The sequence below is a fragment of the Streptomyces sp. 8N616 genome (assembly GCF_052246385.1).
In the GTDB taxonomy this organism is placed as follows: domain Bacteria; phylum Actinomycetota; class Actinomycetes; order Streptomycetales; family Streptomycetaceae; genus Streptomyces.
Window position 1 is genome coordinate 86,079 of sequence record NZ_JBQQBY010000034.1, and the last position, 10,417, is coordinate 96,495.

The following is a 10,417-nucleotide window of genomic DNA, read 5'->3' on the forward strand; positions in this document are numbered from 1 at the left end:
TCGGACGCCGATTCGGACGCCGGCTCGGACCCCGATTCGGGCGCGGGCCCGGGCCCAGGTGCGGAATCGGACCCGGGTGCGGACTCGGACCCCGCCCCGGGACCGGACTCGGACCCTGGCGCGTTCTCCGGTCTGCTCACAGCAGTCCTCCCTCTTCGAGCAGGCGGCTCACGGACTTGGTTGCGGCGTCGCCCAAGGGGACCTGCGGGGCGGCGGTGGCCGGGCAGTCGATGACGCCCAGCAGGTGGAGTGCGGCCTTGAAGGCGCCGAGCGCGGACGAGCTGCGGCCCATGGCCGCCTCGTCGCCGACGTCGGTGATGGCGAACAGCGCGGCGAGGCGGTCCTGCTCCGCCGCGGCGTCCGCCCAACGGCCCGCGCGCGCCTGCGCGTAGAGCCGGACGTAACCGCCCGGATCGACGTTGCCCAGGCCGGGTACGACGCCGTGGGCACCGGCGAGCAGGGCCCCGTCGACGGCGAGTTCGGACCCGGTGAGCACGGAGAACGTGCTGTCGAGGCCCCGGTGGCGCAGCTCGACGAGGAGACGGCGCAGTGCCCCGTCGTCGCCGCTGCTGTCCTTGAGGCCCGTGAGGGTGCCGTCGGCGGCGAGCGCGAGGACGATCGCGGCCGGGAGCTTGGTGTGCACGGCGAGCGGGATGTCGTACGCGAAGAGCGGCAGGTCCACGCCCTGGCGGATGCGCCGGAAGTGGTCGGCGATCTCGACCGGGTGGGTGCGGGTGTAGAAGGGCGCGGTGGCCACGAGGGCGTCCGCGCCGAGTTCCGTTGCCGCGCGCGCGTGGTCGAGGACGCGCGCGGTCGTCATGTCGATCACCCCGGCGAGTACGGGCACGCGGCCGTTGGCCGCCTCAACGGCCGTACGGAGGACTGTATGGCGCTGGGCGTCGCTCAGGTAGGCGGCCTCACCGCTGGAGCCGAGCGCGAAGAGCGCGTCAACGCCGGCGCCGATGAGACGTTCGGCGAGGGAGCGGAGGGAGCGGGTGTCGATGTCACCGCCGGGGGTGAGCGGGGTGCACAGGGGTGGCACGACGCCGGTGAGGGGAGTGGGGAGTGGCATTGCGGGCTCCACAATTTCGGGCAATCGCGAAGAAGTCTGATTGCATTGGACGTTGGACGTCCTATGTCTTGGGGCCGACAGTGCCCGAGCGATATCGCCGCGTCAAGACCCGTCCGGGCATGGTGAGTAAGTGGTGAGTAAGTGGTGAGCAAGCGGTGTGGCCGCGGGCCCTGACTGCACGTGCGGTGGCGTAGCCCTGGTCGTCGAGGCCAGGGTCAACGGGCGGGTGCCGGCCAGACGGTCGGCCGGGGCGTCAGCGGCTCAGGCGGGCGATGCGGCCCTTTTCTCCCGAGGCCCAGCAGGCCAGGTCTTGCGTGCAGTCGACCGTGTCGAAGGAGCCTGTGCCGAACGTGTGCCAGGTGCGGCCTGCATCGACGGTCAGGTCGCTGCCTGTCGGGCCGACCGCGATGGCCGCGGCCCGGAAGGCGGGAAGCCAGGTGACACCTGAGCGGTAGGCCGTCGGCGGACGCTGCGGCTGTGTCCACGTACGGCCGCCGTCGCGGCTGACTGCGGCGGCCCTTGGGGACGCCTGGTCCGCGCGGTAGTCGCCGCCCACCGCGAGGCCGTGCGTACGGTCGCGGAAGGCCACCGCGAACACGCCCTTGGCCGGGTCGCCGGCCGGGATCGTCGAGTCGGCCACCGTCCACGTACGGCCACGGTCCAGGGAGTGCAGCACGCGCGCGGTGGCCGCACCGCCCGTCGCCAGCCACACGTCCCGCGGGCCGGAGGACACCAGGCACTGGCCGCTCGCCGCGAAGCCCGCCTCCCCGGCCTGCGCCGGGGGCATGCCGTCCGACGGCAGCACCGTCCAGCTGCCGCCCCCGTCATCGGTCGCCAGGATGCGGAACTTCCCGTCCACCGGGTCGCTCATCGCCAGACCGTGCCACCGGTCGAAGAAGGTCATGCAGTCGTAAAAGGCCCGGGGGTCGGTGTTGCGGAAGCTCTCCGTCCAGGTCGCACCGCCGTCCTCCGTACGGAAGACCCGCGAGGCCTCGCCCTCGCCGATGGCCAGGACGACCGCACGGCGCGCGTCGAACGCCTCGACGTCGCGGAACTCCAACTCCCCCGCGCCGGGCGGCGAGACGTTCCGCCAGTCGCGGCCGCCGTCGACCGTGCGCAGGACCGTGCCCTTCGAGCCCGCAGCCCAGGCCGTGCCGCGGCTCACCGCCGCGAGTCCGCGGAACCGGGCGTCGCTGCCGGTCGCGGTGAGGTGCCAGCCGATGAGATGCCGGCCGATGAGATGCCGGCCGGTGCGCGGGCGCTCGCTTGCCGTGGCGCCGGCTGCGGTGCCCGGCGGGGTGGCGACGACCGCGAGCGCCGCCGCGCACAGCCCCGCCGACGCCGAACGCCTCAGCCTGCTCCGTAGCCTCGTGCGCCTCGTGAGCCTCATGGCGGGCGAAGCTAGTCCACCGTCAGCTCACCGTCCAGGGCGCCAGGGCGTCAGCCGACGGGCTGCTGGCGGTACTCCGCGAGCCCCGGCGCGGTCCTCGACATCGTGAACTGCGTGACCCGGTACGCGCAGACCTCCTCCTGCACGAACGGGTCGCTGGCGACGACGGCCTCGATGCGGTCCCGGTCGTCCCCCACCGCCAGGATCACCCCGCCGTCGGGCGGGCTCTTGCGTCCGGACGCGACGAACACCCCTGCCTCGAACTGCTCGTCCACCCACTCCAGGTGGGCTTCGCGGAGGGCGTCGACCTCGTCGGCGGGTGCGGTGTAAGTCAGCTCAAGCACGAACATGATCCGAGCCTACGTGCCCGGGAACCTCCACCGCGTAGGGGCCCTCATCTCGTCATCCCAGCCGAATACGACCCGCGGCCGCAGCCGGAAGACGGGCCCGGCGGCGCCGGAGCTGTCGGCCACACCCTCGCCGGCCGCGACGAGATCCCAGTCGTACTTGGCGTTGTACGCGGCCAGGAAAGCGGTCAGCGGCCCGGCCCCCGCGACCGCCTCCGCCGTACCCTCCACGATCACCGGGCGGTCGCCGTCCTCCAGGTGCACGGTGATCTCCGGGTTGCCGCGGAGGTTGTGGCGGGCGAGCGAGCCCGTGCTGAACCAGAGGCCGTCGTTCAGCCAGACCGCCCAGATCGGGCGGGTGTGCGGGCGTCCGCCGGGGCGGGTGGTGGCGATCCAGTAGGTACGGGCGGCGATCAGCCGGTCGAGCGCCCACTGCCAGGGCAGGAGCTGTCCCGGCGGCACCGGGCTGCCGAACATGACCGGGGACTCGGCTTCGGGAGCGGGCAGGGCGTCCATACGGCTCACCGTACGGCGGGAGTGCCGCCGAACCGGGGAAGATCCCCCGGACTCAGCCCGCCAGGGCCGCCGCGAGGGCGCGGCGGCACAGGGCGTCCGCGTGGCGTGTCGTCTCCGGCAGCCGGTGGCGCGGGGTCAGCCGCAGCGTGTGCGCGCAGGCCGCCTCCAGGCCGATCGCGTGCCCGACCGAGACGAAGACCGGCTTGACGCCGTCGCGGGTACGGAGCGCGCGCCCGACCACCTCGCCACCGTCGACCAGCGGCGCCCACGCGCCGCGCGAGGGGCCCGGCGGCTCGTACGCGAAGGAGAACGGCGTCTTGGCGACCCCGAAGGACGGGATACCGGTCAGCACCCCGAGATGGCTGGCCAGCCCGAGGCGGCGCGGGTGGGCGATGCCGTAGCCGTCGCACACGACCAGGTCGGGCGGGGCGGCCAGCCGCTCCAACGCCCGTAGGACGGGCGGCAGTTCGCGGAAGGCCAGCAGTCCCGGCACGTACGGGAAGGAGGCCGTGGAGACGGCCGTCGCCCGCTCCACCACCTCGAGGGTCGCCAGGTCCAGGACGACGGCAGCGGCGGCCACCCGGTCGGTGCGCTCGTCGTACGCCACGTCCACGCCGGCGACCCGGCCCGGGGCGCCCGGAGCAGGGCCCGCGCTCTCCAGGTCGACGAGCCCGCGCAGCCGCTCCTGCTCCGCGACCGCCTCGGCCTCGGAGCCCGGCCAGCCCCGGTCCGTCCCTGCCCATCCCCCGGAGGTCCATCCCATGCAGCCGTCCTATCACCTCCCCGCGGCCGTGACAGACGTCACCCTCCCCTCCGATGCACGGATCCGGCCACGGAGCCGTCCTATCCAGTGCGGACCGTCGTCCAAGGATCCCTACGAGCGCGAGGAGGCAGGCGTGTTCCCTGTCATCGACCAAGCTGTCCGGGCCGGCCTCATCACCGCCGATGCCCAGGTGCAGGCCATCACGGCGGTGCTGCGCTACCAGCGGGACGACCCGCTCGCCGTACGCGTCTGCTTCCCGCCGCGGGCCTCGCTCGCCGGCTCGGACGTGGCGTGGGTCTTCGGCCGGGACCTTCTCGCCGCCGGTCTCGAAAAGCCGGCGGGCGACGGAGACGTGCACGTACGGCCGTTCGGCGACGATCTGACCGTGCTGGAGTTCCACGCCTCGGTCGGTACGGCGATGGTGCGGATGGAGTCCGCCGATCTGCGCCGCTTCCTGCAGCGGACGTATCTGGTGGTCCCGGTGGGCCGCGAGGGGCTGTACCTGGACGTGGACGGTGATCTGGCGGCGCTGCTGAGAGAGGCGTGACCGCCTCAGCGGGCAGGACCGGAGTTCCGGGGCCCGGGTCCCGGGGTCAGCTGCCCGCGGTCGTGATCGTGGGGACCAGCACGGCCGTGGTGACCGCGACGATCAAGGCCGCCCGCACCTCGTTCATGACCTTCTTCAGCGCCGGAGCCGCCCGGCCGCCGCGCTCGGCCAGGGCGGCGATCTCCGCGCCTCGTACGCCGTGACGTCCGCCGCCGACACCACCGTGCGCAGCTGCCCCGCCGCGAGCGCGATCAGCGCCGCGAACGGGGGCGTGGTCCGGCGGCCTGTTTAATTGCGTTGCGACGGGGCGGCGCCGCGCCGTACGGTCGTTTCTGGCCCCGTTGTCGTCGAATGGAGAAGGACGTTGCTCGTCTGAGGTTCTGGGACACCGAGCTCCGCAGTGATGCTGCCTGCGTGAGCCGTGTGCGACCTCGGCACTGAGCCGTCTTCCCGCGACCGGGGCCTTCTTCCTCCCCTTTCACCGCCGTTGCTGCCGTTGGCCCGGCCGCCCCGCTCGCTCGCCGCCCTTGTCGCACTCCCGGTGTCTCCTCCGTGCTGCCGCATGACTTCACGTCACACCACATCGCTTCGAGCAACCGGGAGGCCGTGCATGGCTCATTCCGCCCCCTCATCCGTCACCTGCTCGGGACTCGCCTTCGCCTGGCCCGACGGGAGCGCCGTGTTCGAGGACTTCGACCTGTCGGTCGGCCCCGGCCGTACCGGCCTGATCGGGCTCAACGGCTCCGGCAAGTCCACGCTGCTGCGGCTCATGGCAGGGGAGCTGACCCCGGCGGCGGGCAGCGTCCGGATCGCCGGGGAGGCCGGCTACCTGCCGCAGAATCTCGTACTCGACACCGCCCTGCGGGTCGACGAGGCGCTGGGTATCGCCCGCACCCGTGCCGCGCTGCACGCCATCGAGGGCGGCGACGTGAGCGAGGAGCACTTCGCCACGGTGGGCGACGACTGGGACGTCGAGGAGCGGGCCCGCGCGACGCTCGACCAGCTCGGCCTCGGCAGCATCGACCTGGACCGCACCCTCGGGGAGGTCTCAGGCGGCGAGTCGGTGCTGCTGCGGCTGGCGGCCCTGCTTCTGCGGCGGCCCGACGTCCTGCTGCTCGACGAGCCGACCAACAACCTCGACCTGGAGGCGCGGCGCCGGCTGTACGACGCGGTGGCGTCCTGGTCCGGAGTGATGATCGTGGTCAGCCACGACCGCGAACTGCTGGAGCTGGCCGACCAGATCGCCGATCTGCGCGGCGGGGACGTCCGCTGGTACGGCGGGAACTTCTCCGCGTACGAGGAGGCCCTGGCCGTGGAGCAGGAGGCCGCCGAGCGGATGGTCCGCGTCGCCGAGGCGGACGTGCGGCGGCAGAAGCGGGAACTTGCGGATGCGCAGGTCAAGTTGGCGCGTCGGGTGCGCTACGGCCAGAAGATGTACGACACCAAGCGGGAGCCGCGTGCCGTCATGAAGATGCGCAAGCGGACGGCCCAGGAGTCCGCGGGCAAGCACCGGATCATGCACGCGGAGAGGCTGGAGGAGGCGAAGGGGCGGCTGGACGAGGCGGTGGGGGCGGTACGGGACGACGACGAGATCCGTATCGACCTCCCGCACACGGCGGTCCCGGCGGGCCGGGCCGTCCTCACCCTGCGGAACCTGGAACTCCGGCACGGCATCGCGCGCGTGCCGGGATTCGAGATCCGCGGCCCTGAGCGGGTCGCCCTGATCGGGCGGAACGGCTCGGGGAAGTCGACGCTGCTGCGGACGGTCGCGGGCGAGCTGGACCCGGCGGGCGGCGAGGCGGTGGCCCACGTGCCGTTGCGCTGTCTGCCGCAGCGGCTCGACGTTCTCGACGACGGGCTGACCGTGGCCGAGAACGTGGCCCGCTTCGCCCCCAGCGCCACCAACAACCGTATCCGTGCCCGCCTTGCCCGCTTCCTCTTCCGCGGCGCCCGCGCCGACCAGCCCGCGGGCACCCTCTCGGGCGGCGAACGCTTCCGCGCAACCCTCGCCGCCCTGATGCTGGCCGAGCCCGCCCCGCAGCTCCTCATGCTCGACGAGCCCACGAACAACCTGGACATGGCGTCAGTGCGGCAATTGACGGCCGCCCTGGACTCGTACGAGGGCGCGCTGCTCGTCGCGAGCCACGATGTGCCGTTCCTCCGGGGGATCGGGATCACCCGGTGGGTGCGGCTGGAGGGGGAGTTGGCGGGGGTGGAGCCGGACGAGGAGTGAGGCGAGCCGGACGAGGCGTGAGGCCCCGGCGCCCCTCTCCGGGCTCCGGCCTCACCCCTGCGTGTGCGGTGGTCGCCTCGTCAACGCGCCCACGCGCGCGTCATTGGGCGGCGCAGCGTGGCTGGAGCGCCCAGAATCGGGTATCCACTGATCCACCAACGGCCGATGCCGACAGCCGATCGACGGAGACTCCGCGGATGACGACCCTGACCTTCGACTTCTACGTACGCGCCACACCCGAGAAGGTCTGGGAGGCCCTGACCGACCCCGCCCTGGTGCCGCGCTGGCGTTTCGGCATGTCCTTCGAGACGGACTGGCAGGCGGGTTCGCCGCTGGTCAGCCGGTCCCCGGACGGAACGGGGACGGTGGCGGAGTCGGTCCCCGGCCGGCGGCTCGTCTACGACTGGTCCCAGACCGACCAGCCCGAGGCCAACGGCGGGCACCCGTCCACGGTTTCGTTCGACCTCGGCCCGATGGGAGAGGTGACCCACCTGGCGGTGGTCCACAGCGACCTGGACCCGGACGGCCTCTTCCTCAAGGTCGTCCGGCCTGGCTGGCCGATGCTTCTGTCCAGCCTGAAGAGCCTGCTCGAAACCGGTGAGCCGCTGCCCTTCCGCAGATGACCGACGAGGGCGTGCCGGCGGGCCTTTCCCATCGATGTGCGTCACGCGGCGGAGCCGCATATCGGTGCTGCGCCGCGTGGCCGCCGCAGGCGCCATGGTCCGCCCGGCAGCGCCCTAATTCATTCGACGATCCGATGGGGAGTTCGGCAGGCTCTCGTTATGGAGAGGCGTTTCTGGCCCGTGTACGGGCTGCGGATGACGACGCCGCGGCTTGAGCTGCGGTTGCCGGACACAGAGTTGCTCGATGAGCTGGCGGCGGTCGCCGCGGACGGGGTGCACGATCCGGCGGAGATGCCGTTCCTCTTTCCCTGGAGCGATGCCGGGCCGGAGGGGCGGGGCCGGGCCACCTTCCGGCACGTGCTGGGCACCATCGCGGACTGGCGCCCGGAGAAGTGGACCCTGGGCCTGGCCGTGCTGCGCGACGGGAAAGTGGTGGGTCGGCAGGACCTGTTCGCGACGGACTTCGCCGTGACCCGGGAGGCGAAGACGGGCTCCTGGCTGGGGATCGCCCATCAAGGACAGGGCATCGGCACGGAAATGCGGGCGGCGGCGCTGCATCTGGCCTTCGAGGGTCTTGGCGCGCGCTGGGTGACGTCGGCCGCGATGACGGACAACCCGCCCTCGCTCGGGGTGTCGCGGAAGCTCGGCTACCGCCCGGACGGTCTCAGCACCGCGTCAGTGCGCGGGGAACTGCGGACCATACAACGGCTGCGCCTGGACCGCGCGGAGTGGGAGTCACGGCGTACGGTCCCGGTGCACGTGCATGGCCTGGAGGCGTGCGGCGAACTCTTCGGAGTGTGACGCGTGATGAGACGCGTGATGACGTCCGACCACGGGAACCGGTCCGCGTACGGCGTGCCGGCGGCGGTTCATGATCTCGTGGCCTTCTTGCCTCATGACCTCGTGTCCTCAAGGACTCATGGCCTCATGTCCGCCGCTCGCGCCACTCACGGACGACGCGCTCGGCGTCGAAGGGAACGAGGTTGAGCTGAGGACCGGAGAGCGGCTTCCTGATCGCCTCGCGGATCTTCTCGTTGATGTCCGCCACGATCTGCCGGACCTCGGACTCCGACGCGGCCTGCGACGCCGCGGCCAGCGCGTCCTCCGCCTCCTTCCGCAGGGCGAGCGTCGGCGGCAGATAGGACACGTTCTCGCGGTGCATCTTCTCCTTGATCCACCACAACTCGTCGTAGGGCCTGTCCAGGCCGGGGATGGGCTTGCCCGCGCCGGGCAGGTCGTCGAACTCGCCACGGTCCGCAGCTTCACGGATCTGCTTGTCGACCCATGACTCGAAGCCGACGCCGGGTGGCTTGCGCTCGGTCATACTGCCATTCTCCCCCACCCGGCCTCCGTACACACGGGCGGCGTCCGGTCCCGCCGCGCTCACTCACGGCCCCCGCGCGGGTGCGGGCGCGGGCGGCTGCTCGCCGGCCGGCTCCAGGCGCAGCCGGACGAACCGCGGGCGGTAGAGGGACACGTTGCGGTTGACGTTGGCGTGCGCGGCCGACGGGTCGGAGCCGAGCCAGTTGACGTCGTAGCTGAGCAGCAGCCTCCCTCCGGAGGTGAACTCCGGGTGCGCCTGCGGGTTGTAGGCGGCGACCTCGCGTCGCGCCGCGGAGTCGGCCGGCAAGGGTGCCGCGAAGCCGCCGGACGGCCCATGCCAGGGGCCACGCGGGGAGCAGGCCCAGTACGAGGTGATGGTGGAGAGGCCGGCCGCGTGCGGGCCGCCCGCGTCCATGGTGAGCAGCACCCAGGTGCCGTACTTGCGCACCACCGTGAACGCGCTGCCCACGCCCCGTCGCCCGCCGTCGCCGAGGACAGGCGCCGCACGGTCGGGGTCCGGCTGCCAGCGCCCGCCGTCCCAGTAGCGCCAGGCGGCCGGATCGGCCAGCCGCCCATGCGGCACGCGCGCGAGGTAGGCGTGCGAGGAGGGGCGGGCGGGGGTGGCACCGCGGCCGTCGTCGCCACCGAACACGTACGTCCAGCGGCCGCTGCGGACGGCCGTCGTGCCGTAGAGGACACGGCGCGCCGGGTCGGCGGTGCGGGTCTGGTCGGAGATCCGTTCGATGCCCTCGAGGCGCAGGTCGGGCAGCGAGAGGGTGGCGACCTCGGTGGCGGCCGGGACGCCGTAGAGCCAGGGAGGGGCACCTGCGGTACGGGTCCACAGCAGGACGCGGACTACGCTCTCGGACTTCTCGGACTTCTCGGACTTCTCGGACGGTGCGCCTGACGAACCGGGCGTGCGCGGCTCGACGACCGCCTCGACCGGCCACCGCCACTGCTGCGGCCCCGCTGACGGCGGATTGGGGAACAGCGGCGCGGGGGCAGCCGCCGTACCGCCGGTCAGCGTCCGCTCCAGGCGGCCGGAAGGGGACATCACGACGGCCGCGTTCCGCAGCCAGGCGGGAGCGCCGGGGGTGCCGCCGAGAGCGCCCCCGGGAGCGGAGTCGTCCCGCCAGGAGTGCGGCTGCCCCTCCGGGTTGGGCGGGGGGTGGACCTGGCCGAGGAAGGGGTCGGAGAACAGCCACAGGGTGCGGCCGCCGGGGAGCCGTACGGAGTGGGTGCCGTCGCCGCCGGTCCAGTCGTCGAAGCGGCTGCCGTCGTCGCCGTAGCGGGCGAACTCGCCGGTCGTACTGTCGTCGGCGGCCCACGAGCCGACCTTCAGGCCGCGGCAGCGGGGTGCCTCGTCGTGGGGGGAGCCGGGGAGCGCGAGGAGCAGGGCGGCTGCCGCGGCCAGTGCGAGGGCGAGCGCGGCGAGGGTGATCGTGCGGTGCCGATGCGACGTGACGGAACGTATGCCGGAAAAACCCACGCGGCACGCACCTCTTTGACGAGACGTCAGGTCCACGTACCAGGCTAGCGACCCGCCGGCCGGGCGCCTCTTCCCGCCCACCCGCCCTTGAAGGGGGCAACCCCTTCACCCCGG

The 10,417-nt window shown here is 72.8% G+C and carries 12 protein-coding genes; 5 read left to right on the plus strand and 7 right to left on the minus strand.

Annotation, left to right across the window (positions count from 1 at the left end; all coding sequences use genetic code 11):
* Positions 1 to 136: 136 nt before the first annotated feature.
* From ACTWQC_RS27290 to ACTWQC_RS27310, 5 genes are all read right to left on the minus strand, one after another.
* Positions 137 to 1,072, minus strand: coding sequence for a dihydrodipicolinate synthase family protein (locus tag ACTWQC_RS27290; protein ID WP_443318458.1), 936 nt, complete (start codon positions 1,070 to 1,072; stop codon positions 137 to 139).
* Positions 1,073 to 1,325: 253 nt separating this feature from the next.
* Complete coding sequence (locus ACTWQC_RS27295; RefSeq protein WP_443318459.1) at positions 1,326 to 2,462, minus strand: WD40/YVTN/BNR-like repeat-containing protein; 1,137 nt, start codon at positions 2,460 to 2,462, stop codon at positions 1,326 to 1,328.
* A gap of 50 nt (positions 2,463 to 2,512) precedes the next feature.
* A complete protein-coding gene (locus tag ACTWQC_RS27300) occupies positions 2,513 to 2,812 on the minus strand; it encodes a YciI family protein (RefSeq protein WP_443318460.1) in 300 nt (99 codons plus the stop codon).
* Positions 2,813 to 2,821: 9 nt separating this feature from the next.
* Positions 2,822 to 3,325 (minus strand): pyridoxamine 5'-phosphate oxidase family protein, encoded by a 504-nt coding sequence (locus tag ACTWQC_RS27305; protein WP_443318461.1) that lies wholly within the window; start codon positions 3,323 to 3,325, stop codon positions 2,822 to 2,824.
* Positions 3,326 to 3,377: 52 nt separating this feature from the next.
* A complete protein-coding gene (locus tag ACTWQC_RS27310) occupies positions 3,378 to 4,088 on the minus strand; it encodes an endonuclease V (protein WP_443318462.1) in 711 nt (236 codons plus the stop codon).
* A gap of 133 nt (positions 4,089 to 4,221) precedes the next feature.
* On the opposite strand from ACTWQC_RS27310, the gene ACTWQC_RS27315 reads away from it, so the two are divergent.
* From ACTWQC_RS27315 to ACTWQC_RS27335, 5 genes are all read left to right on the plus strand, one after another.
* Positions 4,222 to 4,635 (plus strand): SsgA family sporulation/cell division regulator, encoded by a 414-nt coding sequence (locus ACTWQC_RS27315; protein ID WP_443318463.1) that lies wholly within the window; start codon positions 4,222 to 4,224, stop codon positions 4,633 to 4,635.
* Positions 4,632 to 4,838 carry a hypothetical protein gene (locus ACTWQC_RS27320; protein ID WP_443318464.1) on the plus strand — a complete coding sequence of 69 codons (207 nt, stop codon included), beginning with the start codon at positions 4,632 to 4,634 and terminating at the stop codon, positions 4,836 to 4,838. Before ACTWQC_RS27315 ends, ACTWQC_RS27320 begins: the two co-directional genes overlap by 4 nt.
* Positions 4,839 to 5,245: 407 nt before the next feature.
* Positions 5,246 to 6,868, plus strand: a complete 1,623-nt coding sequence (locus ACTWQC_RS27325) for an ABC-F family ATP-binding cassette domain-containing protein (protein WP_443318465.1) — start codon at positions 5,246 to 5,248, stop codon at positions 6,866 to 6,868.
* 197 nt (positions 6,869 to 7,065) lie between these two features.
* Positions 7,066 to 7,491: an SRPBCC domain-containing protein gene (locus tag ACTWQC_RS27330; RefSeq protein WP_443318466.1), complete on the plus strand. Its 426-nt coding sequence runs from the start codon at positions 7,066 to 7,068 to the stop codon at positions 7,489 to 7,491.
* A 159-nt stretch (positions 7,492 to 7,650) separates the two neighbouring features.
* Positions 7,651 to 8,292: a GNAT family N-acetyltransferase gene (locus ACTWQC_RS27335; RefSeq protein WP_443318467.1), complete on the plus strand. Its 642-nt coding sequence runs from the start codon at positions 7,651 to 7,653 to the stop codon at positions 8,290 to 8,292.
* A gap of 124 nt (positions 8,293 to 8,416) precedes the next feature.
* Here the strand turns inward: ACTWQC_RS27335 and ACTWQC_RS27340 are convergent, their stop codons facing one another.
* On the minus strand, positions 8,417 to 8,815 hold the full coding sequence (locus tag ACTWQC_RS27340) for a J-domain-containing protein (protein ID WP_443318468.1): 399 nt from the start codon (positions 8,813 to 8,815) through the stop codon (positions 8,417 to 8,419).
* 63 nt (positions 8,816 to 8,878) lie between these two features.
* Entirely contained in the window at positions 8,879 to 10,303 is a 1,425-nt protein-coding gene (locus ACTWQC_RS27345) for a DUF4185 domain-containing protein (protein ID WP_443318469.1), read from the minus strand.
* Positions 10,304 to 10,417 lie beyond the last annotated feature (114 nt).

What these genes read in the sequence shown, in the direction of transcription:
- ACTWQC_RS27325 (WP_443318465.1), top strand. Translation starts at nt 5,246, where the DNA reads ATGGCTCATTCCGCCCCCTCATCCGTCACCTGCTCGGGACTCGCCTTC.
- ACTWQC_RS27295 (WP_443318459.1), bottom strand. Translation starts at nt 2,462, where the DNA reads ATGAGGCTCACGAGGCGCACGAGGCTACGGAGCAGGCTGAGGCGTTCG.
- ACTWQC_RS27310 (WP_443318462.1), bottom strand. Translation starts at nt 4,088, where the DNA reads ATGGGATGGACCTCCGGGGGATGGGCAGGGACGGACCGGGGCTGGCCG.
- ACTWQC_RS27335 (WP_443318467.1), top strand. Translation starts at nt 7,651, where the DNA reads ATGGAGAGGCGTTTCTGGCCCGTGTACGGGCTGCGGATGACGACGCCG.
- ACTWQC_RS27330 (WP_443318466.1), top strand. Translation starts at nt 7,066, where the DNA reads ATGACGACCCTGACCTTCGACTTCTACGTACGCGCCACACCCGAGAAG.
- ACTWQC_RS27305 (WP_443318461.1), bottom strand. Translation starts at nt 3,325, where the DNA reads ATGGACGCCCTGCCCGCTCCCGAAGCCGAGTCCCCGGTCATGTTCGGC.
- ACTWQC_RS27340 (WP_443318468.1), bottom strand. Translation starts at nt 8,815, where the DNA reads ATGACCGAGCGCAAGCCACCCGGCGTCGGCTTCGAGTCATGGGTCGAC.
- ACTWQC_RS27290 (WP_443318458.1), bottom strand. Translation starts at nt 1,072, where the DNA reads ATGCCACTCCCCACTCCCCTCACCGGCGTCGTGCCACCCCTGTGCACC.
- ACTWQC_RS27300 (WP_443318460.1), bottom strand. Translation starts at nt 2,812, where the DNA reads ATGTTCGTGCTTGAGCTGACTTACACCGCACCCGCCGACGAGGTCGAC.